Source organism: Rhizobium sp. Root1203 (assembly GCF_001424945.1).
Lineage (GTDB): Bacteria > Pseudomonadota > Alphaproteobacteria > Rhizobiales > Rhizobiaceae > Rhizobium.
The window spans coordinates 28,505-50,724 of record NZ_LMCW01000067.1 but is presented as its reverse complement, the minus strand read 5'-3'; the positions used below and the strand labels follow the sequence as shown (position 1 = coordinate 50,724).

22 protein-coding genes, 1 tRNA gene and 1 pseudogene are annotated in these 22,220 nt (G+C 59.5%); 6 read left to right on the top strand and 18 right to left on the bottom strand.

The annotated features are described in order from the left end of the window. Position 1: 1 nt before the first annotated feature. Positions 2-856 carry an MOSC domain-containing protein gene (locus tag ASC97_RS29710; RefSeq protein WP_057471925.1) on the top strand — a complete coding sequence of 285 codons (855 nt, stop codon included), beginning with the start codon at positions 2-4 and terminating at the stop codon, positions 854-856. On the opposite strand, the gene ASC97_RS29705 is transcribed toward ASC97_RS29710, so the two are convergent. The 12 genes from ASC97_RS29705 to rpoZ all read right to left on the bottom strand — a co-directional run bounded on the left by ASC97_RS29705 (position 853) and on the right by rpoZ (position 11,031). Then, positions 853-1,848: an aldo/keto reductase gene (locus ASC97_RS29705; protein ID WP_057471924.1), complete on the bottom strand. Its 996-nt coding sequence runs from the start codon at positions 1,846-1,848 to the stop codon at positions 853-855. The genes ASC97_RS29710 and ASC97_RS29705 overlap by 4 nt on opposite strands. Before the next feature lie 108 nt (positions 1,849-1,956). After that, a complete protein-coding gene (gene recO / locus ASC97_RS29700; protein WP_057471923.1) occupies positions 1,957-2,718 on the bottom strand; it encodes a DNA repair protein RecO in 762 nt (253 codons plus the stop codon). 67 nt (positions 2,719-2,785) lie between these two features. Beyond that, the gene (locus ASC97_RS29695) at positions 2,786-3,157 is read right to left on the bottom strand and encodes a response regulator (RefSeq protein WP_082530230.1); all 372 of its coding nucleotides are present in this window, start codon (positions 3,155-3,157) and stop codon (positions 2,786-2,788) included. Positions 3,158-3,376: 219 nt separating this feature from the next. Continuing rightward, positions 3,377-4,129, bottom strand: coding sequence for a Crp/Fnr family transcriptional regulator (locus tag ASC97_RS29690; protein WP_057471922.1), 753 nt, complete (start codon positions 4,127-4,129; stop codon positions 3,377-3,379). Between the two features lie 149 nt (positions 4,130-4,278). Then, the gene (gene era, locus ASC97_RS29685; protein ID WP_057471921.1) at positions 4,279-5,217 is read right to left on the bottom strand and encodes a GTPase Era; all 939 of its coding nucleotides are present in this window, start codon (positions 5,215-5,217) and stop codon (positions 4,279-4,281) included. Between the two features lie 8 nt (positions 5,218-5,225). Then, positions 5,226-5,945, bottom strand: a complete 720-nt coding sequence (gene rnc / locus ASC97_RS29680; protein WP_057471920.1) for a ribonuclease III — start codon at positions 5,943-5,945, stop codon at positions 5,226-5,228. Next, positions 5,942-6,685 carry a signal peptidase I gene (lepB, locus tag ASC97_RS29675; RefSeq protein ID WP_057471919.1) on the bottom strand — a complete coding sequence of 248 codons (744 nt, stop codon included), beginning with the start codon at positions 6,683-6,685 and terminating at the stop codon, positions 5,942-5,944. The genes rnc and lepB overlap by 4 nt, the downstream gene beginning before the upstream one ends. A 116-nt stretch (positions 6,686-6,801) precedes the next feature. Beyond that, the gene (gene acpS, locus ASC97_RS29670; protein WP_057471918.1) at positions 6,802-7,206 is read right to left on the bottom strand and encodes a holo-ACP synthase; all 405 of its coding nucleotides are present in this window, start codon (positions 7,204-7,206) and stop codon (positions 6,802-6,804) included. After that, positions 7,203-7,787: a DUF2062 domain-containing protein gene (locus ASC97_RS29665; RefSeq protein WP_057472077.1), complete on the bottom strand. Its 585-nt coding sequence runs from the start codon at positions 7,785-7,787 to the stop codon at positions 7,203-7,205. The genes acpS and ASC97_RS29665 overlap by 4 nt, the downstream gene beginning before the upstream one ends. Positions 7,788-7,928: 141 nt before the next feature. Beyond that, positions 7,929-8,078 (bottom strand): DUF3563 family protein, encoded by a 150-nt coding sequence (locus ASC97_RS33695; protein WP_082530229.1) that lies wholly within the window; start codon positions 8,076-8,078, stop codon positions 7,929-7,931. A 183-nt stretch (positions 8,079-8,261) separates the two neighbouring features. Continuing rightward, positions 8,262-10,508, bottom strand: a complete 2,247-nt coding sequence (locus ASC97_RS29660; protein WP_057471917.1) for a RelA/SpoT family protein — start codon at positions 10,506-10,508, stop codon at positions 8,262-8,264. Between the two features lie 118 nt (positions 10,509-10,626). Further along, positions 10,627-11,031 carry a DNA-directed RNA polymerase subunit omega gene (gene rpoZ / locus ASC97_RS29655; RefSeq protein ID WP_057471916.1) on the bottom strand — a complete coding sequence of 135 codons (405 nt, stop codon included), beginning with the start codon at positions 11,029-11,031 and terminating at the stop codon, positions 10,627-10,629. A 291-nt stretch (positions 11,032-11,322) separates the two neighbouring features. Here rpoZ and ASC97_RS29650 point away from each other — a divergent pair, with 291 nt between their 5' ends. After that, positions 11,323-11,907, top strand: coding sequence for a LabA-like NYN domain-containing protein (locus ASC97_RS29650; protein ID WP_057471915.1), 585 nt, complete (start codon positions 11,323-11,325; stop codon positions 11,905-11,907). Positions 11,908-11,964: 57 nt separating this feature from the next. Here the strand turns inward: ASC97_RS29650 and smpB are convergent, their stop codons facing one another. After that, positions 11,965-12,444 carry an SsrA-binding protein SmpB gene (gene smpB, locus ASC97_RS29645; protein ID WP_057471914.1) on the bottom strand — a complete coding sequence of 160 codons (480 nt, stop codon included), beginning with the start codon at positions 12,442-12,444 and terminating at the stop codon, positions 11,965-11,967. 100 nt (positions 12,445-12,544) lie between these two features. Continuing rightward, positions 12,545-13,429, bottom strand: coding sequence for a 4-hydroxy-tetrahydrodipicolinate synthase (dapA, locus tag ASC97_RS29640; RefSeq protein WP_057471913.1), 885 nt, complete (start codon positions 13,427-13,429; stop codon positions 12,545-12,547). Between the two features lie 216 nt (positions 13,430-13,645). Here dapA and ASC97_RS29635 point away from each other — a divergent pair, with 216 nt between their 5' ends. Continuing rightward, positions 13,646-15,718 (top strand): lytic transglycosylase domain-containing protein, encoded by a 2,073-nt coding sequence (locus ASC97_RS29635; protein WP_057471912.1) that lies wholly within the window; start codon positions 13,646-13,648, stop codon positions 15,716-15,718. Between the two features lie 60 nt (positions 15,719-15,778). Next, complete coding sequence (locus tag ASC97_RS29630; protein ID WP_057471911.1) at positions 15,779-16,669, top strand: alpha/beta fold hydrolase; 891 nt, start codon at positions 15,779-15,781, stop codon at positions 16,667-16,669. A gap of 85 nt (positions 16,670-16,754) precedes the next feature. Here the strand turns inward: ASC97_RS29630 and ASC97_RS29625 are convergent, their stop codons facing one another. Continuing rightward, on the bottom strand, positions 16,755-17,834 hold the full coding sequence (locus tag ASC97_RS29625) for a porin (protein ID WP_057471910.1): 1,080 nt from the start codon (positions 17,832-17,834) through the stop codon (positions 16,755-16,757). Positions 17,835-18,032: 198 nt separating this feature from the next. On the opposite strand from ASC97_RS29625, the gene ASC97_RS34385 reads away from it, so the two are divergent. Continuing rightward, positions 18,033-18,380 carry a hypothetical protein gene (locus ASC97_RS34385; protein ID WP_156390500.1) on the top strand — a complete coding sequence of 116 codons (348 nt, stop codon included), beginning with the start codon at positions 18,033-18,035 and terminating at the stop codon, positions 18,378-18,380. A 134-nt stretch (positions 18,381-18,514) separates the two neighbouring features. On the opposite strand, the gene ASC97_RS29620 is transcribed toward ASC97_RS34385, so the two are convergent. From ASC97_RS29620 to ASC97_RS29610, 3 genes are all read right to left on the bottom strand, one after another. Continuing rightward, positions 18,515-18,604 (bottom strand) — tRNA-Ser (locus ASC97_RS29620). Positions 18,605-18,680: 76 nt separating this feature from the next. Next, the gene (locus ASC97_RS29615; protein WP_057471909.1) at positions 18,681-19,904 is read right to left on the bottom strand and encodes an NAD(P)/FAD-dependent oxidoreductase; all 1,224 of its coding nucleotides are present in this window, start codon (positions 19,902-19,904) and stop codon (positions 18,681-18,683) included. 84 nt (positions 19,905-19,988) lie between these two features. Continuing rightward, positions 19,989-21,104, bottom strand: coding sequence for a Gfo/Idh/MocA family protein (locus ASC97_RS29610; RefSeq protein WP_057472076.1), 1,116 nt, complete (start codon positions 21,102-21,104; stop codon positions 19,989-19,991). 200 nt (positions 21,105-21,304) lie between these two features. On the opposite strand from ASC97_RS29610, the pseudogene ASC97_RS29605 reads away from it, so the two are divergent. Then, positions 21,305-22,187: pseudogene (locus ASC97_RS29605) on the top strand (MurR/RpiR family transcriptional regulator). Positions 22,188-22,220: the final 33 nt, after the last annotated feature.

The window sequence follows — 22,220 nt, the reverse complement described above, 5'->3', positions numbered from 1 at the left end:
GATGCGCGTCAGCGATCTCTTCATCTATCCGCTCAAGAGTGGCCGCGGCATTGCCCTTCCGAGCGCCGAGATCGATGCTTTCGGATTACCCGGCGACCGCCGCGCCATGATGACCGATCCGGACGGGCATTTCATCACCCAGCGTGAATTGCCTGAACTCGCCCGTATCGAGGTACGGGCGGATGCCTCTTCCCTGCGACTGTCTATGGCGGACAAGGAAACGGTGGTCTCGCTGCCAAGCGCCGACCGCCGTATCGATGTCTCGATCTGGAAAACTATCGTCAGCGCAGGGCTTGCAGACGACGACAGCAATCGAACGCTTTCGCAGTGGCTTGGCCGCGATGTCAGGATCGTCTTCTTCGACGACGACGCCAGGCGCACCGCGAGCGCGGAATGGGCGGGCGACGGCACCCCGGTCGCTTTTGCAGACGGGTACCAGATTCTCGTAACCACGACGGGATCGCTGAAGGCGTTGAATGCGGACCTGGAGGCGCACGGCGAAGGTAGCGTCGGGATGGAACGTTTTCGCCCGAACATCGTCATCGACACGGAGGAAGCGTGGCCGGAGGACCGCTGGGCGGCAATCGAGATCGGCGGAATCCGCTTCGATCTCGTCAAGCCTTGCGCCCGCTGCATCATGACCACCCAGGACCAGCAAACCGGCTCGCGCGAAGTCCCCAATCCGATGCCCGCCATGGGCCGCATCCGCATGTCCGCAGACCGCCGCGTTCCCGGCCCACTCTTCGGCTGGAACGTCACCCCTCGTGCCGAAGGCCGGATTGCCGTCGGCGACCCAGTGAAGGTCCTCGAAGAGCGGCCGGGAGGCTGGGCGCTGAAAGTCCGCCACCGAGCCTAGGTACGCGACAGGACCGCGTCGATTTCGCTCATGACTTCGGCAGACAATGGTCCCTTGGCCAGCGCCCCGGCGTTCTCTTCGACCTGCGCTATCGTGCGGAAACCAGGGATCGGCAGCGCGCGCGGCGAGCGAGCCCAAAGCCATGCCAGCGCGCCCTGGCTCAGCGTTCGGCCGCCTGACGTCAGCAGGTCGCGCACCGCGTCCAGTCGCCTCGCAAATTCGGGGGCGATCCGACCATCCTTGAAGTAGACCATCCAATCGAGGCTTGCGCCGCGCACATCCTTGTCGCCGACCACCTTGTCGGGGGTGAACTTGCCGCTCAGCAACCCCATCGCCAGGGGCCCGCGATTGATCGATACCAGGCCGTGGCGCTCGATTACAGAAACGATCTCCGGCACCGGCTCGAACACATTCATCGTGTGCTGTACCGCAACGAACCCTCGGCGCGTCGCGTGACGTGCCGCACGGTCTGCGAAGTCGGTGCTCCAGCCGAATGCATCGATCTTGCCCTCGCCGCGTAATGTCTCCAACGTATCGAAGACGTCGTCCGATTGATCGAGCGGAAAGTCGTTGAGGTGAAACTGAAGCAGATCGAGACGTTCGCGCCTCAGGCGGCGCAGAGATGTCTCGACCGAACTGCGGATGAACGGTGCATCGGCAAAAGCCCCGGTGGCCTGCTTGGTCGCGGGATCGGTCGCAAATCCGAATTTGGTGGCAATGAGGATGTCGCTGCGGGGGCCTATCGCGCGACCCAGAACCTCTTCGGAGTGCCCTGCCCCATAATTCGACGCAGTATCGAAGAAACGGATGCCGAGTTCGATGGCCCGATCGATTGCGGCTATCGACACGTTGTCGTCAACATCACCCCAGCCGAGCGGCGTATCGCCTGCATAGAATGGGCCGCCAATCGCCCAGCACCCCATCCCAAGGCGCGGAATTCTGCGCCCATTCCAAAGCTCCATCGTCGTCTGCGTATCAGGCTTCGTCAGCATCGTGTCCTCCTTCGGCGACAAGCATCACGTCAGCCAGATAGGAAGACCCGCGACCCCGGTAAAGCGCGAGATTCGAAAAGCGTCATGCAGCGGTGAAAAACAATCAGGTCAGGCCGATAGCTCGCCAGCCTTGCGGACAGGCTGTCGCAGCGCCTTGAGAGCGGCCTGCACGAAGCCTTCGCGCGCGTCGGCGGCTTCCACGCCGCGCGGTTCGTAGACGTGACGATGCAGAAAGAAGGCGGTCAATCGGAAGGCGGCCGCAAGACTCTCGAAATCGGCGGCCTGCCTTTGCTCCGTGCCCAGAAACGGCGGCAGGGCGAACATCTTGTCAGCCCATGGCGCGCCGGCGGCGCGGCTCACCGCACGGCCGGATTTCGGCGAGATATAGGCAAGGTCGGAGCGGGTGCCGGTTGCCGCGCATTCGCTGAGGTCAAGGCCAAAGCCGAGATCGTTCAGCACGGCCAGCTCGAAGCGGACGAACAGTTCGCCGGCGTCTGCAGGATTGTGCAGGTTTTCCAGAATGACTTCGAGCGCTTCGAAGAGGTGCGGATGCGGATCCCGCTCGGGCAGTAGCCGCAGCAATGCGCCCATAGCCTGAACCCCATAGACTGCTGTTGCCGTCTCCATCAGACGGGCTGCACGCAATCTCACTGGTTCGATACGGAATTCCCCGAGATGCTCGTCGAGGCGCGCGCGCCAGGTGACCTCAACCTCGTTGCCCGGCTGCAGAACAGGCTGCATCGCGCGGGAACGGCCGGACCTGACCATTCCGAGGTGTCGGCCCCGCTCCGGCGTCATTACCTCAACGATGACAGTCGTCTCGCCGTGGCGTTTGACACCCAGAATGATCGCCCGATCCTGCCATTGCATCGCACATTAAACCTCACGCCAGCAAACCTATCCTAGCGCAAGACGACAGGTCTGTCATGAAACGCAATCAAACTTCGGAGAGGGAAAGCCGTCGTAGAAATTCCCGCATCGCCGTTTCGTCAAACGGCTTGACGAGAAGCGGCCTGTCTTGCAGGTCCTCCGGAAAATCAAGCGTGTCGGAATAACCGCTGACAAAGCCGAAAGGGATTTCGACGCTCACCAGGTGGCGGGCGAAATCGAAGCTCATCACGTCCCCGAGATTGACGTCCAGCAACGCAAAATCATAGAGGTCGGCCGTGATGGCTTCCATTGCCTGACTGATGCTGTTGCAGATGCTGATCGTCTCGACTCCGACGGTGCGCAGAATATCCTCTGCCTCCATCGCGATGATCAAGCTGTCCTCAAGAATCAGAACACGCCTCACGCTCATAATCGGCATGCCCGCTTCTGGACATCGCTTTCCGCGCGCCTCGCACACTTAACCAGCATTCTCACCTCTGACGCCCTTTGGTCGAACAGCCCATGCTATCCTTGCTTGCATAGCCGCTTTTTTCGTCTCGGTCGATAAGAAGCAAAACCGGAGAAAAAATGGCACGCATAATACTTTATGGTCCAGCTCCTCGAATTGCATTTAAAAAAGACATAGAGATCTGACAGCTCACAGGAACGGGCGCGGCTTTCCGTCCAGTCCCTCCCAGCCGGCAATATCCATCAGCGCATCGCCATCAAGCACTTCGCACGCGCGTTCCTGCCATCGGATCAATCGACGAACTGCAAGCTTTTTCAAAGTCTTGTTTGTGTGAACGATCGACAGGCCAAGCGTGTCCGCAATATGTTGCTGGGTTATGGGAATGGCGCTGTGCTCGCTGAAAAGCTTCAGTTGCTTGCCCCGCTGGAACAGGAAGGCGATGAGATAGGCGGCCCTCTCCAAGGCTGTGCGTCGACCGATACTGAGGAGATGCTCGTCGAGCATCCGCTCTTCCTGCGCTGCAATCCAGGTGATGTCGAACGCGAGCGAGGGATGCTTGTTGTACAGGGTCATCAGCTTGTCGCGCTCGAAGACACAGAGCGAGACCGGCGACAGCGCCTCGACAGAGTGCTGCATCTCCCCCATGATCGTCCCTTGAAGTCCGATCAGGTCACCCGGCATCACATAATTCAGGATCTGCCGCCGGCCGTCTTCCAGCGTCTTGTAGCGAAAGCCCCAGCCTGACAGCACTGTGAACAAATGCGCACTATGTGCGCCTTCCACCAGGATCGTCGTCCCGGCATCCGCCGCAAGTTCACCTTTTTTAAACTTCGAAACAAATTCGAGTTCCTCGCCCGTGAACTCCCGGAATTGCGGAAGCGGCCGCAAGGGACACTGCTCGCACGGCGTCTTGAAGGAATGCGTCGGTCGACTAGTTGCCATGCGTGCCCCAGAATCCCAAAAAGCGGCACCTCGAAGTCGAGACGCCGCCTTTTTAAACACGCTGCGCAGCAGTTCGTTCCCGCGTTCACAAATTTTTATAGAGAATCAAAACACTTGCCGATCGCGGGGCAAACGGCTCTGCTGATCACTCAGCGTGGAAAATCCAAGCCCATTTCGCGGAAACGCTCGGGATCGTCGCCCCAATTTTCTCGGACCTTGACGAACAGGAAGAGATGAACCGGCTGCTCCAGAATTTCTGCCAGCTCTTTTCTCGATGCGGTGGAGATCGCCTTGATTGTTTCCCCGCCCTTGCCCAGGGCGATCTTCTTCTGGCTGTCGCGCTCGACGTAGATCACCTGTTCTATGCGAACCGATCCGTCCTTGCGCTCTTCCCATTTTTCCGTCTCGACGTGCGACGAATAGGGAAGCTCCTGATGCAGCCGCAAAAACAGCTTTTCACGGGTGATTTCGGCGGCAAGCTGACGCATCGGAAGATCGGAGATCTGGTCTTCCGGATAATACCATGGCCCCTCGGGAAGTGTCTTCGCCAGGTAGTCCATCACATCGTCGCAACCGGAACCATTCTCGGCCGAGATCATGAACGTCTGATCGAAGGCAATCTTCTCGTTGGCCGCCGAGGCCAGCGCCAGGAGATCCTCGCGCTTGACGCGGTCGATCTTGTTGAGAGCCAGGATCTTGCGCTGCGGAACATCCTTGAGACCTTCGAGGATGGCGTCGGCGTCGCCGCGCAGGCCGCGCTCGCTGTCGATCAGCAGCATGATCACGTCGGCATCCTTGGCGCCGCCCCAGGCGGATGTCACCATGGCCCGATCGAGCCGGCGACGCGGCTTGAATATCCCTGGCGTATCCATGAACACGATCTGTGCGTTGTTGTGGATCGCGATGCCGCGAACGACCGCCCGGGTCGTCTGCACCTTGTGGCTGACGATCGACACCTTGGCACCGACCAAGCGGTTGAGCAGCGTTGATTTGCCGGCATTCGTCGGCCCGATAAGGGCGACGAAGCCGGAATGCGTCGGACCAACTGGTTCAGCGGCGTCATCCGCCATGTCGTGTTCTTCGGTCATTGTTCCTGTCAATTTCCAGCAGACGATTTCTGCCAAATGCCTTCGCGCTCAAGCATCTTCGTGGCGGCTACCTGCTCGGCAGCACGCTTGGAGCGCTCGACGCCTGTTTCCGGCTGGACGCCGGCAACCTCGACCGTCACCTTGAAACGCGGATCATGATCCGGTCCGGTGCGTTCTTCAACCCGGTATACTGGCGTCACGGCGAATTTGGCGTGCGCCCATTCCTGCAATTCCGTCTTCGCGTCGCGCCGCGCGCCATCCGCGCGTGTCGCCCTCTTCTCCCAGTACTTCAGGATAAAGCGCCGAGCGACTTCCAAGCCACCATCGAGATAAACGGCTGCAATCAGGCTTTCGACAACATCGGCGCGAACATTCATCATGCGCTTGCCGGTCAACTTTTTTACGTCTGCACCGGTGCGGATGAAAAGATGCAGCCCAAGCTCATCGGCAACTTCAGCACAGGTGTCCGCACTGACCAGCTGATTCAACCGCACGGAAAGCTCGCCTTCCGTGGCCACGCCGAAGGTGCGAAAGAGCAGTTCCGCGACACAGAGGCCGAGCACACGGTCACCGAGAAATTCCAGCCGCTCGTAGTTCCCGCCTTTTTGGGTGCGGGCGCTGGCATGGGTCAGTGCGCGGTCCAGGCGTTCTTTCTCGGCGAACTGATGACCAATAAGGGTTTCCAGCCTTGTTCGGTCAGTCGCCGAGAGGGTCTGCGCCTTGTTCATTCAACGCCCTTGAAAAGGCGATCCCAGCGCATGTTGGCTGGCCACTTCCAGATTTCGCGGAACGAGGTGTCGTTGCCGAGCGAGAAGAAGATGACGCTGGCGCGACCGACGAGGTTCTCGGCAGGCACGAAGCCGACATCGAAGCGGCTATCAAGAGAATTGTCGCGATTGTCGCCCATCATGAAGTAGTGGCCTTCAGGCACGATGAACTCGCGGGTGTTGTCGCCGCGCGAAACAGGAGACTGGTCAAGCGTGTCGTATGTCACACCGTTGTCCAGGGTTTCGCGAAATACAGGCACGTCCTGGCCCGGATCCTGCGCGTAGTCCGAATTGAACGTCCCGTCCGGTACCTTGGGAACGGGTTTTCCGTTCACGTAAAGCACGCCTTCGGTCACCTGAATGTGATCGCCCGGCAGGCCGACGAGGCGCTTGATGTAATCAACCTCGGGATTCGGCGGGAAGCGGAACACAACGATGTCACCGCGCTTCGGCTCGCTTGCGAAAATTCGCCCACTGAAGAGGTTCGGCGAGAACGGCAGCGAATACTTGGAATAGCCGTAGGCGAACTTGTTGACGAAGATGTAGTCGCCGACAAGCAACGTCGGCATCATCGAACCGGAAGGGATCGTGAAAGGCTGGAACAGGACCGTGCGGATGACCATTGCCAAAATCAACGCCTGGACGATGACCTTGATGTTTTCCCAGAGGGCGTTCGGCTTGGTTTCAACTTTTTCGGACACGCAGTTCTATTCCTTCAGGGCACCTTCGAAGGCGCAGCTCTTATTTGGTTCTCTGTAGCGGCTTCGGCCGATTGCGGCAATGGCGCGAACGTTAAAAGCGACGACAGGTCGCTGCTTCAGGCAGTTGCCGGCAGCGCTTCGATGATGACGAAGGCCTGCGCAAGCGGATAATCATCAGTAATTGTCAAATGAATGGCGGCACGATGTCCTTCCGGCAGCATCGACTGCAGTCTATCGGCGGCTCCGCCTGTGAGCTTCATGGTCGGCTTGCCGCTCGGCAAGTTGACGACGCCCATGTCCTTCCAGAACACGCCCTGCGCAATACCTGTCCCCAATGCCTTGGAGCAGGCCTCCTTGGCCGCAAAGCGCTTGGCATAGGATGCTGCACGGTTGGCGCGACGATCCGATTTCGTTCGCTCGATCTCGGTAAAGCATCGACCGGTAAAGCGCTCGCCGAACCGTTCGAGCGATTTCTCGACACGACGGATGTCTATCAGGTCGCTGCCAATGCCGATGATCATACGGTTTCCTGCATGGGGACGGAGAGACGCAGGCGCGCCCGCTCCAAGAGATGGGCGCGGCGTCGACCCTGGAACCCTTTTACGGTGTAGAAGGTCGCGAAATAGAGAATGACGGAGGTCACCAGCGCCGGAGGAATTGAGCCGATCAGCATCGGCTCGAGGACAGGGCGCCAAAGCTCGGTGAACCGAAGCTCATGGAAAAGCTGCGCCAGGTCCAGTGAATGGCCCTGCAGTGTGTCTTTCCGGCTGAGCAGGAGATGACCGATTTCCCAGGTCGTACCCCAAATGAAGGGATAGGTCAGCGGATTGCCGAATGCCGCGCAGCCGAGAGCGGCTGCGACCATGTTTCCGGAGAACAGATAGCTCAGGACAAAAGCCATGATGAAGTGAACGCCGATAAAAGGGGTCCAGGACACGAATATCCCGGCGGCCACTCCCATGGCAACAGCGTGCGGAGACGCCCGCAGCCGCAATACGCGCATCACAAGATAGCGCGGCGGCCGCATGAAGCCCTTGCGGGGCCAAAGCAACTCTCGCAACTTTTCACGAAATCCGGCTGGTTTTCGACGTCGAAACAACATGGCGCGTATGTAGTGCAACCCGCACCGGCATGACAAGAGCGTCAAACCACCTCAGTCACTATTTGATTGGAGCCGACTGAGCACTCACCAGGGGCGCGATATGCAATCCGCCCCTTTCATTCTTCCAGTATAAATCCGGTATTAGCGGCTGCGGAACAGACCGCGGTCAACCTGGCGCTGGCGATACTCGAGATCAATACGGTCAAACGAGCCATTCAGGTATGCCAATTCGCGTTCTTCTGCACTCGGAGCGCGCAGGGCGCGGGCGAACTTCTTGATCGGTGTAAACATCTGCTTGCCTCATCTTCGTTTCATTTCTTGTTGGCCAGAAGATAGGCGCTATCGGTGGCGATTACCAACGCTCTAACACTCAGTCAGGCATGCGCCTGGTGCATGTCTAGCCTTTTATCCGCGCGATTTCGGTCATGAAACGATCACAAAATGTGCAGGTGGCAGAAAAGCCGCCCTCCGATCCTATTCGTAGAGGCGGCGTACAGTCGCGACGCAATCCAGATCGGCCAGCTGCGCAAGCAGTTGATTGAGCTGACGAAGATCCCAGACCTCGACGTCGAGGGTCATCTCGGTGAAGTCGGTCGCGACGCGGATCGTGTTGAGCACGCGAATGTTCACATCGACGCCGGCCACGGTTTGGGCGAGTTTTGCAAGGGTGCCTGGCTCGTTCAGCCCATTGACCATGATACGCGCCATGAAGCGGGACTTGTTTGCCTCGTCCAGATCCCAGCGGACATCGATCCAGCGATCCGGCTGCTCGTCGAAGCGCTGCAGTACCGGCGACTGGATCGGATAGATCGTGATGCTCTTGCCGTCGTCCGTCGTCGTCATGATCCCGACGATACGATCACCTGGAACTGCGCCGGTGGGCGCAAACTGTACATCCACGCTGCTCGATATGCCGCGGATTGGAACGGCATCGGCACCGATGGCAGCTTCGATCTCCGTCGGCGCGCCTTCGCCCGATTTCGACTTGCCGGGGATCTTGAAGATCATGCCCGACGCACTCCGAACATTGAACCAGCCATCGTCCCCGGTCGGCTTCGCCGTCACCCGCTCTTCCTGGTGATCGGGATAAACTGCGCGCAGCACATCGAGCGAAGACATCTCGCCACGGCCAACGGCTGCGATCGCGTCCTCGACGTCCTTCTGACCCAGACGGTGAAGCGCGGGTTTCATAGCCTCGCGAGAGAATATCTTGCCGGCGCGATCGAACGTCCGCTCGAGGATGCGATGGCCGAGCCCCGCATACTGCTTGCGGATCGCCATGCGGGTGGCCCGGCGGATGGCAGCGCGCGCCTTGCCGGTGACGACGATTTCCTCCCAGGCAGCGGGCGGAACCTGTACGCCTGAGCGAATGATTTCCACTTCGTCGCCGTTTGCAAGCCGCGTCACCAGCGGCATGATGCGGCCGTTGATCTTGGCGCCGACCGTGGTGTCGCCGATGTTGGTATGGACTGCGTAGGCAAAGTCGATCGGCGTGGCGCCGCGCGGCAACGCAATCAGCTTGCCCTTGGGCGTGAAACAGAAAACCTGATCCTGGAACAGCTCGAGCTTGGTGTGCTCCAGGAACTCTTCCGGGCTGTCGCCTTCAGCCAGTGCCTCGATCGTGTGCCGGAGCCACGAATAGGCGTTGGATTCACGCGACAGAATATCGCCGTCGGCGTTGGATGCGCCGTCCTTGTAGAGCGTATGCGCGGCAATGCCGAATTCGGCGATCTCGTGCATGCGCTTGGTGCGGATCTGCAGCTCGATGCGCTGGCTCGACGGCCCGACGATCGTCGTGTGCAGCGAGCGGTAGTCATTTTGCTTCGGTGTCGAGATGTAATCCTTGAAGCGTCCCGGCACCACACGCCACCGCGTGTGGACGATACCGAGCGCCCGATAGCAGGCGGGAATGTCGTCGACGATGATGCGGAAACCGTAGACGTCCGACAACTGCTCGAAGGACAGCGACTTCGACTGCATCTTGCGGAATACAGAATAGGGCTTCTTCTGTCGCCCCTTCACATAGACATTCGTCAACCCGCTGGCGACCAGGAGATCGCGCAGTTCGGTCTCGATCTTCTTTACAAGCCCTTCGTTGCGCCGTGACAGCTCCTCAAGGCGCTTGGTGACTGTCTCGTACGCCTCGGGATTGATGTGGCGGAAGGACAGGTCCTCCAGCTCCTCGCGCATATCCTGCATACCCATGCGGCCGGCAAGCGGCGCATAGATATCCATCGTCTCCTCGGAAATGCGTGCACGCTTTTCCGGCGACATGTGGTCAAGGGTGCGCATGTTGTGAAGACGATCGGCCAACTTCACGAGAAGGACGCGGACGTCATCGGAGATGGCAAGCAGCAGCTTGCGCAGGTTCTCTGCCTGCTTCGCCTTCTTGGTGACCAGATCGAGCTTCTTGATCTTCGTCAGACCCTCGACGAGGCGGCCGATATCCTCTCCGAATAGCTCGTCGATTTCGGCGCGCGTCGCCGTGGTATCTTCGATCGTGTCGTGAAGCAGGGCCACCGCGATCGTCGACTCGTCGAGATGCATGTCGGTGAGTATGGCTGCGACTTCGAGGGGGTGGGAAATGTAGGGATCGCCGCTCGCGCGCTTCTGCTGACCATGTTTCTGCATCGCATAGACATAGGCTTTGTTCAGCAGGGCTTCGTTGGCATCGGGCTTGTATTGCTGAACCCGCTCCACGAGCTCGTACTGCCGCATCATCCCGAAACCACTCCATTACAAAAGAAAAGCGCGCCAATCACAGATTGGCGCACGTGATATTCAATCATATGCCGAAGCAGTAACGATGCAAGATTGACGATTGGTAACCGTCGCTCTCTTAGTAGTCGTCGCTCTTTTCTGGCGGTACGAGACCTTCGATCCCCGCCAGCAGCTCTTCTTCAGACATCTGATCGAACGTGACCGTCTCCGGCACGTCGTCCTGCTCTTCGCCTTCGGCGCCGGAAGCGGCCCCGGCAGCGATGAGGCTTGCCGGATCGGGCTCGGGCTCATCCACTTCGACGTGCTTCTGCAGCGAATGGATCAGGTCTTCCTTAAGGTCGTCGGGAGACAGCATCTCGTCAGCGATCTCGCGCAGTGCGACGACAGGGTTCTTGTCGTTGTCGCGATCGATGGTGATCGAAGCGCCTTGGGAAATCAGCCGGGCGCGGTGGCTGGCAAGCAGAACCAGCTCGAAGCGGTTCTCAACTTTGTCGATGCAATCTTCAACTGTGACACGGGCCATTGCCTGTCCTTTGCGGTCGTGATCTCGGGATTAGCACGGCGATACAATTAAAACCGGGCAAATTCAAGTTTTTCGTGAAACTCCGTTCGGGGGAGTGCCGAAGCTTCCCATTTTAGAGATATTGCGGGGATTTCCACCAAGAGTTGCTTGGAATATCGCGATTCGTGCCCTAAATCTCTCTTATATGAATAGTTCATAAATTAAGAATTGTTCCGGTCTCTCAGATAACTCGTTGTTTTTACGGGTGTTTGGCTATGACGATTTAGATTTCTCAAAGCGGATTGGTAAGGAATGTTTGACCCACGCGAAAAAATTGCTCTTTTCATTGATGGCGCCAACCTCTACGCCGCATCCAAAAGCCTAGGCTTCGATATCGACTACAGAAAACTTCTCAAGGCATTTCAAAAGCGCGGATATCTTCTGCGAGCCTATTACTATACGGCGCTGATCGAGGATCAGGAATATTCCTCCATTCGCCCGCTGATCGACTGGCTCGACTACAACGGCTACAAGGTCGTCACCAAGCCCGCCAAGGAATTCACGGATTCCATGGGACGACGCAAGATCAAGGGCAACATGGATATCGAACTCGCAATCGATGCCATGGAGCAATCGGAAACCGTCGACCATCTGGTCATATTCTCCGGCGACGGCGACTTTACGACGCTCGTGGAAGCGTTGCAGCGAAAAGGCCGCAAGGTGTCGATCATTTCAACGATGGCCACCCAGCCGCCGATGATTGCCGACGATTTGCGCCGTCAGGCCGACCATTTCATCGATCTCCTGTCCTTGAAGAGCGAAATCGGCCGCGATCCTTCGGAACGGGCGCCACGGCCGAGCGAACCGGCGGCGGCATCAAGCGATTTCGAGACCTAAGCCAATCTCAGCGCCGGCAGGTCGTCACCGCGACGGCACCCGGCCTGCTGGCTCCGATCAGCCATTGTCCTTGAGCAGCCGGCTCTTCTGCCGGTTCCAATCGCGTTCCTTCTCGGACTGACGCTTGTCGTGAAGCTTCTTGCCCTTGGCAAGTGCGAGTTCCATCTTGGCGCGACCGCGATCGTTGAAGTAGATCTTCAACGGAATGAGCGTCATGCCTTCGCGATTGATTCCCGCACGCAACCGATTGATCTCCCTGCCCGAGAGCAGAAGCTTGCGGCGACGGCGGGGTTCGTGGTTGAAACGGTTCGCCTGCAGATATTCCGGCAGATAGGAATTGATCAGCCAGATCTCGCCACCTTCGTCAGACGCATAGGATTCGGCAATGTTCGCCTTACCTTCGCGCAACGACTTGACCTCGGTACCCATTAGAACGAGCCCGGCTTCATAGGTGTCGATGATCTCGTAGTTGTACCGGGCCTTGCGGTTTTCGGCCACGACCTTTTTTATGACACGCTGGCTGCCTTTGGGGGCCATGACGAAATTCCAATCCTACGGGCGCGAAAACCGCGCCCTCATTTCTTGTGCACGTATGTAGGAGAACGGCCCATTCTTGTGAAGAGGCGAGTTCACTTGCTCAATTCAGCAAGCCGGCATGACGCATCGCTGCATCCAGCGCGGCCTCGGTGCCGGGCTCAAGCGTGGAGATCAGCGGCGAGCGGACGGTCCGGTTCATCCGGCCGAGCTTCGAAAGTCCGTACTTCGCGCCACAGAGACCGGGCTCCAGGAAGATTGCCTTGTGTAGCGGCATGAGGCGATCCTGATATTCCAGTGCCTTCGCGTAGTCGCCGGCAAGCGTTGCCGCCTGGAATTCTGCACAGAGGCGCGGCGCTACGTTCGCGGTGACGGAGATGCAGCCGATTCCACCATGGGCGTTGAAACCGAGGGCCGTTGCATCCTCTCCGGACAACTGCCGGAAATCCTTGCCGCAGGCAATACGCTGCTCGGAGACGCGCTCGATCTTGCCGGTGGCATCCTTGACGCCGACGATGTTGGCATGCGCCTTGGCAAGCGCGCCCATGGTCTCGGGCGTCATGTCGACGACGGATCGGCCGGGGATATTGTAGATATAGATCGGCAGCCCCACGGCATCCGCTATCGCCGAGAAGTGGGCAAAGAGCCCCTTCTGCGTCGGCTTGTTGTAGTAGGGCGTGACCACCAGTACGGCATCCGCACCCGCCTTTTCGGCATGCTGCGCAAGTTCGACGGCTTCGCGCGTGTTGTTCGACCCTGCCCCTGCCATGACGGGAACACGCCTGGCGGCAGCCTCGATGCAAAGTTCCACGACCCGTTTGTGCTCGGCGTGCGACAGCGTCGGAGATTCACCGGTCGTGCCGACCGGAACGAGACCGCTGCTGCCTTCCTTGATCTGCCAATCGACATGAGCGGCGAAAGCCACCTCATCGACCTGTCCGGCATCTGTGAAGGGGGTGACGAGTGCGGGAATGGATCCCTGGAACATGCAGAACTCCTTACGACCGCAATCCATGCTTCGGCCGCATTCCTTGAATATGAGGAGCGCACCATAGTGCGGCGAAAACGCTGCGACAAGCGCGCAGAGGTCTGTTTGGGGCAAATTCCGACAGCAAATGTGAACGAAATTTAACCGCGTCGGTAAGGTTTCGTTAATATGCGTCCGACCAAATGGAAGGACGTGTTTCCATTGAGAGTACCCGGTATGAAGAGAGCTGTCCTGATCCTCTCCGCCCTCGGCTTTTCGGTCGCCGCGTGGGGCAGCGTCGCGTCGCAGCTTCCGGCCGATGACATTCCGGTGCCCGATGTGAAGCCGATCGGCTTCCTGCCGCAAACTTCGATGCCGGAATCGATCGTGACCGGCTCCATACCGCGAAGCCAGACGGTTGCGCCGGTCAGCGACGATCTCAAAGCCGGCCTCGACGCGCTTTCCGCCAAAGATCCGATGCAGGCGCTGGCCATCCGCGACCGCATGCGCCCGGGAACTCTCGATCGGCATATCATGACCTGGGCAATCGCCGTGTCCGGTCAGAAAGGCGTTCCCTCCGTTGAGATCGCCGCCGCCGCACAAGAGCTTCAGGGCTGGCCCGGCCTTGCAAAGCTGCGCGCCTATTCCGAGCGCGCGCTCTCCGACGAGAACCCTGCCCCGGCTGCCGTGCTCAGCGCCTTCGGCGAGACGGCACCCGAGACCACCGCCGGTACGATGATCCTGTCGCGTGCGCTTGTTGCAACCGGCAAGCAGAACGAGGCAGCCAAATACATCCGCAAGGTCTGGCGGGGCGATGGGCTGGACAAGCCGACAGAAGACAAAATCCTTGCCGAGTTTTCGGGCCTGCTCACCGCCGCCGATCACAAGGCGCGGATGGAGTACCTCATGTACCGCAACCGCTCGGCACAGGCGAAGCGCTTCGGCGACCTCGGCCAAGCGCAGTCGCTTTACAAAGCCTGGGACGCGGTGATCGGCAAGGCGCCAAATGCCGGAGCGCTTCTTGCCTCCGTCGATGGAAAGTGGAACGGCGACCCGGGCTATCTGTTCGCGCGCATCGAATATTTGCGCAAGCAAGAGAAATATGCGGAAGCCGCGACGCTGTTGCAGCAGATGCCGCGCGACCGCGGCGAACTGGTCAATGCCGGCGAATGGTGGAACGAGCAGCGGATTGTCAGTCGCGGGCTGGTTGACCAGGGCGACTTCAAGACCGCATATCGCATCGCCGCCAACTATGCCGCCACGACGCCGGCCGACATCGTCGAGGCCGAGTTCCATGCCGGTTGGTATGCGCTTCGCGGATTACAGGACGCAAAGGCGGCGCAGAGCCATTTCAGGAAGATTCTCGACTTTTCCAACGGTCCTATTTCGGTTTCCCGCGCGTGGTATTGGATGGGTCGCTCGGCGGAGGCCGGCGCGCCCGGTCAATCGGGTGAGTTCTATGCCAAGGCCGCAGGCTACCCGACCACCTTCTACGGCCAACTTGCCGGCGAGAAACTCGGCCGCAAGACGCTGAACGTCAGCTATCCCTCCCCGTCGCCGGCTGACCGCCAGCGTTACCAGTCGCGGGAAGCCGTCAAGGCGATCGCGCGGCTGGATGCCGCCGGCCACGGCTGGCGCGCGAACAGCCTCTATCTCGCGCTCGCGGACCAGATGCAGAGCCCCGGGGAACTGGCGATTCTCAGCGCCCAAGCCGAACGTTCCGGCGACCACCATCTTTCACTGCAGATCGGCAAAACGGCCTATGCTCGCGGTATAGACGTTGCCGCCCTCGCCTTTCCGCTCGGCGTCATTCCGGGCAATGCCAATATTGCGGGCTCAGGCAAGGCGCTTGCCTATGCGATCGCGCGACAGGAAAGTGCGTTCAATCCAACCGCCATCTCCGTTGCAGATGCCAGGGGCCTTCTGCAGATACTGCCGGGGACCGCAAAGGCCATCGCCAAGCGGCACAATATCGCCTTTTCCAAGGACAGACTGACGGCGGATGCCGGCTATAATGCCACTCTCGGCGCGCACTATCTCGGCGAACAGATCGACGCCTTCGGAGGTTCATACATCATGACCTTCATTGCCTACAATGCAGGCCCGAAGCGGGTGCCGGAATGGCTCGACCGATATGGCGACCCGCGCGGCAAGTCGATCGACGCCGTCGTCGACTGGATCGAGCGCATCCCCTTCCCGGAAACGCGCAACTACGTCCAGCGCGTCATGGAAAACTACGAGGTCTACAAGGCCCGCCTCGGCCAGCCTGCAGACATCGAGCGCGACCTGATCGGCGGACGCCCATCGTAAGGCGTTTGCGTACCGCGTGGAGGGCGCTAGTGTTTCTTCGTCACAACGGGGAAAGCGCACATGGACACCACCCATCAAGGCCTTATCGGGCGGACCTATCCTTCTGACGACGGACTAACGCTTCATCTTCGAGATTACGATCCGCAGGTACCGGGCGTGCAGGCGAGGCTGCCGGTCATCTGCTTGCCCGGCCTGACCCGCAACAGCCGGGACTTCCATCAACTGGCGGTGCATCTCTCTCACGATGCAATCGCGCCGCGCCGCGTCATCGCCCTGGACTATCGCGGTCGCGGATTGTCCGACCGCGACGACAACAAGGCCAATTACAATCTCCGGGTCGAGGCACAGGATGTACTGACGGCCTGCAGCCATCTCGGGATCGATAAAGCGATCTTCATTGGCACGTCACGGGGTGGCTTGATCCTTCATTTCCTCATCGAGATGCGGCCGGACCTGATTGCAGCCGTCGTTCTCAACGACATCGGTCCGCAGATCGAGACCGAGGGCCTGATCCAGATCCGCAACGATCTCAATGGCGCGGCCGGCCCGAAGGATTGGAGTGACGCGGCCGCGATACTCAAGGCGCGCCATGCTGCCCGCTTCCCTGCCCTTGCAGATCGCGACTGGGAAGAGATGGCGGTCGCCATATACCGCGAGATCGACGGAAGGACTGTTGTCGACGCCGATCCGGCCATCGCGCTACAATTAACGTCGATCGACTTCGGCAAACCGCTCCCGACGCTTTGGCCGCAGTACGATGCGTTTTCCAACTGCCCGCTGATGGTCGTCCGGGGCGAGAATTCTGCCCTGCTTTCCGAAGCCGCGGTAGCGGCCATGGCCGAACGCCATCCGGAACTCAACGTGGTGTCGGCGCCCGGCCAGGGCCACCCGCCGTTACTGCATATCGAGCCGGTGCTTCAGCGTATCAGGACATTTCTGGCCGACATCTAGATTTTTTGTCCTACGCTGCCTGCAGAACACCAAAAAGCCCGGCTCGAGAGCCGGGCTTTCCTGATTTGACCGAAGTCAGATCAGATTAGAACGAACGCTGCAGACGGAAGTAGCCCGAGAAGCTATCGTCGTCATCCGATGCACTCGTGTGATCCTGATACTGGAACGAAGCCTTAGCGTAGAAGTTTTCTACGATCTGGTAATCAACCGTCAGACCAGCCTTCCAGACGTCAACATCCGAGAAGTCCGTCGTGTTCGTTACACCGCCGTCGCCGTAGCTACCATTGCGGATGTTGTCGAAGTACTGAACACCAGGAGTCAGGGTCAGCTTGTCGGTGGCCTTGATTGCGTATTCTGCAGCAATCGTCCATTCCGACTCTTCGTAGTAGGCGTTCGGGCCGCTTGCCCATGCAGCTGCGAGACCGAAGGTGCCGGGGCCGAAGGCAACAGTGCCCATGGCGCGGATAGCGCCTTCCTCAGTGTCGGTGTCGTAGCCGCCGATCAGCTGATAGCTGAATGCGCCGGCCTTGCCGCCGAGACCAGCAGCGATACCAACGTTGTTGCGGGTTTCGCCGAGACCGTTCGAACCGTCAGCATTGGTTTGAACACGCGTGCCGTGGATCGAATCTTCCAGCTCGTCAACAGACAGACCGGCATAGAAGTCGCCGTTCTCATACTGATAACGGACCGAGTTATGCAGGGTCGAGCCGCTGGCGAGGTTGTCGGTTTCGCCGCTCAGGCCATCGTCCCACCAGCTGTAGAACAGACCAGCGCGGAAGCCTGCAACGTCGAGGTAAGCCGAGTCAAGGATCGTGCTCTGGTCCGTTGCGTTGTTCGCATTGGCCTGCAGAACGATGACGCCGGTGAGCGGACCATATTCGGTGTCGCTCTTAGACGTGAACTGAACCTGACCACGGGTCTTAGCGTTCCAGTCCGACGTGCCGGACAGATGATCGCCACCGTCAACCTGGAAACGGATGTAACCTTCGATCTTCAGGCAGGTTTCCGTGCCTGGGATGTAGAAGTAGCCAGTGCCGTAAGCGTCGCAAACGCGAACGTATTCGACTGGTTCCGGCTCGGCAGCAACGATAGCGTCAGCAGCCTGAGCACCGGAAACTACTGCGAGAGCAGCAGCGGAGCCGAGAAGTAGGCTCTTGATGTTCATATTGACCTCCAATTCAAAGTTTCGATCGGGTCTGGGTTTTTCGCCGTTAGAGCAGCGTTCCCTGCCCCATCCCCATGTTTCAAGAAGTCGGACGATCAACCGCCCTCGCTTCCGAAGTTGAAAATACAAGACCGGGACTGTCACGCAATCACCAACTTGCCCGTTTGGGGTATTTGCGACAGCCTTACGTATGCGCTGTTGCTGAAAGGTCACAAATGCGGCACCGGCCCAGCCGTTTCTTTATACTCTGTTAAGAAAGTGCTGCGTTTGCGGGTATTTACCGGCATTGCCATCCGGCAAACGGCGGAGAATGTGCCACATTGGAACCAGTTTCCCGCCAGATTCGGCGCTTTCGACATGGCGGCAGGACATTTGCGCTCGACCGCGTGGCGGCAACGCGGCGAGAGCGGCGCAGAATCAGTTTTGCTGATCGTTGATGATTCTCGTTTCGATTCTGTTGACGCTGGATTCGCGAAGCATCGATCCGAACATTGGAGTCAGCTCCGCACCATCCGAGATGCCGCTACCATGAAAAGAATTTGGTGAAGTCGGAGCGTCTGCGATTTTGATGCCGTCTTCGGGAGAGTGATGCATCGGCGCGACGTGCGCGGGGCACTCTGTTGTTGCCTGTGTCCCAGGCACAAGCTGTAATCCATGACTTCGGTGTGAACTAGGGAAAGTGGCGGAGAAGATGGGATTCGAACCCACGATACCCTTCCGGGTATACTCCCTTAGCAGGGGAGCGCCTTCGACCACTCGGCCACCTCTCCGGTCGAGAGCCTGATAGAGTCATTCGCCGGGTGACGCAAGCGCTTTTTCGGCTTTCTCCAAGGAAGAAAAGCCGGCTTAGCGCTGGGCCAGCAATTGCTTGAGATCGGCCGATGCGTCGGCGAGGATAGCCTTGTCGGGGTTTATGCCGGATTCCAGCATCTTCTTGCCGCTGACATAGGCCTTCGCGTCATTGATCGCATCGACGGCAATGAAGGTGCCGTTCTTGAAATACCAGACTGAATGCGCGCCCTCGCGAGCGCCGGGGCGCAGAAGGGTCTCGTCGTATCCCAAATTAAAGCCGGCGATCTGCAGCTTCACGTCGTACTGATCCGACCAGAACCAGGGGTTCGGTTCGTACGGTGCGTTGCCGCCGGCGATGACTGCGGCGGCGGCATCGGCCTGATCGACGGCATTCTGCACCGATTCGAGACGGATGCGCCCGCCCTGCCACGGAAGTACCGCACAGTCGCCCGCGGCAAAGATCGAGGGATCGGATGTGCGGGCGAATTCGTCGACGACGATGCCATTCGTCACTTCGAGCCCGGCTTCCTTCGCAAGCTGGTCGTTCGGCACGACGCCGATGCCGACAACAGCGAAATCGATGTCGATGGTCGTTCCGTCGGAGAGCTGTGCGCCGACCACCCTGCCGTCACGGCCGACCAACTGCTTCAACCCGGTCTTTTCGCGGATCACGACATCATGCGCCTCGTGAATCACACGCATGATGTCCGCCGTCTCCTTGGCAGCGACGCGCTGCAGAATCCGGTCGGCCATTTCAATGACAGTCACTTCAAGTCCAAGATGGCGAGCGACCGCAGCGGCTTCCAGGCCGATATAGCCGCCGCCTATAATAAGGACACGGCGGCCCGGGCGCATCTCGCCGGCCAGGAGATCGGCGTCGCGCTTGTCGCGGGCGACATAGACGCCGGCGAGATCGCCGCCAATCGCGGCAGGAAGGCCGCGCGGGGTGGAACCCGTCGTCAGCGCCAGCGTGCCGTAGTCGAGAACGGAGCCGTCCTGCAGCATCACCTGTTTCGAATCTCGCTTGATCTGCTCGACCCATGTGGAAAGCCTGATTTCGACGTCGTTGTCGGTGTACCAATGTTCCGGGCGAAACAGCAGCCGGTCGAAGCTCATCTCGCCAAGCAGGTACTTCTTGGTGAGAGGCGGCCGCTGATAGGGCAGCACATCTTCCGCGCCGATGATTGTGATGGGGCGCGTATCCTTGAGCGCACGCAGTTTGGCGGCCAGAGCAAAGCCTGCCTGACCCGCGCCGATGATCACCACTCTGTCCGTCACGTCGTCACTCCCACATACATTCGCGCGGTTGGGCAATGGCCTACCCCCTGCCCCTGGCGTCGTCAACTGCGAGCGAATCGACCTTCAGCCGATTTCGATCCAGCGACGTTCGTGGAAGGACTGTGCCATGGCATGAACGGACTTCTCTATCCTGAGACCGTCTTCGAAGGTGACGATGGACGACGGCTCACCGGAAATTGCACGTATGAGTTCCCGGCATTCGATGATCTTCAGGTCGTTGAACCCCAGACCGTGTCCCGGAGCCGGTACGAAGCGGTCGTAGGGCGGATGGGCGGGCGACGTCAGGATCTTGCGGAATCCCTGCTCGGTGCCACGGCCTTGCGCCTGATAGAGCTCGAATTCGTTCATGCGCTCCTGGTCGTAGGAGATGGAGCCGGAGGATCCATATATCTGCAGCGCGATACGGCCCTTGCGGCCCCAGGCGGCGCGGTTTGCCATCAATACGGCCGATATACCGCCGCCAAGGCGCAGGAGCACCGTGGCGGCATCATGATTCTCGACAGCGCGGCGACCGCCGTCTTTCAGCGGTCGGTCGGCATAGGGCTTCACCATGTCCGTGACGACGGCCTCGACGTGGCCGAAAAGGTACCAGAGCAGCGACAGAGGATGGACGGCGAAATCGTCGAGTGCGCCGTAGCCTGCGGAAAGCTCGCTCTTCCAATAGAAGAAGGCGTCCGGATCGGCCATGAAGTCCTCGTCCATCTCGACACGGATATGATTGACGGCGCCGATCGCGCCTTCGCCGATCAAAGCCCTGATGTGCCGCATGACCGGATTCTGGATATAGTTATAGCCGAGGACCGCGGCCTTTCCGGACGCCTTTGCCGCATGCAGCATTCGCTCGGCGTCGGCATAGGCAGGCGCCATCGGCTTCTCGCACCAGACATGCTTGCCGGCCTGAAGGGCCGCGATCGCCATGTCTGCGTGAAACTGGTTCGGCGTGGTGATGGAGACAACGTCGACCTCCGGATCGCAGATCAGCAGGCGCCAATCGGCGGTGGCCTTTTCAAAGCCGAACTCGGCGGCGCGCGCTTGCGCCAGATCGATATTTGCTTCCGCCAGATGGACAAGGCGCGGACGCGCCACGTCACCGAATACGGCCCTGACGGAAGTCCATGCGAGCGCATGGCACTTTCCCATGTAGCCCGTGCCGATCAGGCCGACGCCAAGTGGCTGCATCATATCTCCTCCATCCTGCGGGAATTTGGAATGTTTAGACCGTTTTGGCAAGGCCGCTGGCAGCGCCATCAACATCACAGATACGCGACAAGCGGCCTGAACCTCATATTTTTCAGCAGGTAAAAACAGATAGGCCGACTGATCGAAATCATCTATTGTCGGCAATCTGGAATATACGTTTCATTTCGCGGATCGAACTCATGAACACTGACTCCCCAAATCCGGCGCGTGTTCCGCGCGATTTCGAAAGCCTGCGCAGCACGATCATCGAGCGCAAGGCCAGCATGCCGAAGCGGCTTGCGCAGGTCGCCGCGTTTGCGCTCGGCAATCCCGACGAAATCGCATTCGGGACGACGGCGAGCATCGCAGCCGCGTCGGACGTGCAGCCGTCGACGCTCGTGCGCCTGGCACATCACCTCGGCTATGACGGCTTCTCCGATCTGCAGAGCATTTTTCGCGAGCGCCTGCGCGACCGGACGCTGACTTACGAGGAGCGGCTCGTCACCCTCGAGCAATCCGGCGGCGACGATGAGGATGCCAATCTTCTCTCCGGCTTCATCTCCGCCGCAGGCCAGTCGATCAACCGGCTGGCCGCCACGCTGCAAACCGAGACATTCGCGAAGGCAGTCGACATTCTGGCGGCTGCGGATACCATCTACCTGATCGCCAAGCGGCGCTCCTATCCGCTGACCGCGCATATGAGCTACGCCTTTTCCAAGTTGAACATTCGCCATCAGATCGTCGCCTCGCCTAATGGCGTCGATGTGGAGACGGTGCAGTTCGCGACAGGCAAGGATGCTGCCATCGCGGCGAGCTTCTCGCCCTATGCGGCCGAAAGCCTGGGCCAGGCAGAGGCACTGGCAGCGCGCGGCGTACCGGTCGTCGCCATCACCGATTCTGCCTTCTCCCCGCTCGCTTCCAGCGCAACATGCTGGTTCGAGGTAGCGGAAGCGGATTTTGCGGGGTTCCGATCGCTGTCGGCCTCCATGGCGCTGACCATGGCCCTTCCCGTGGCGATTGCCGAGCGGAGGCGCAAGCGCGCGGGCAAAAGCTAGCAACATCAAAATGGAACAAACATTCTGAATTGACATTTAAACGGAACCGATGTTTCATTGG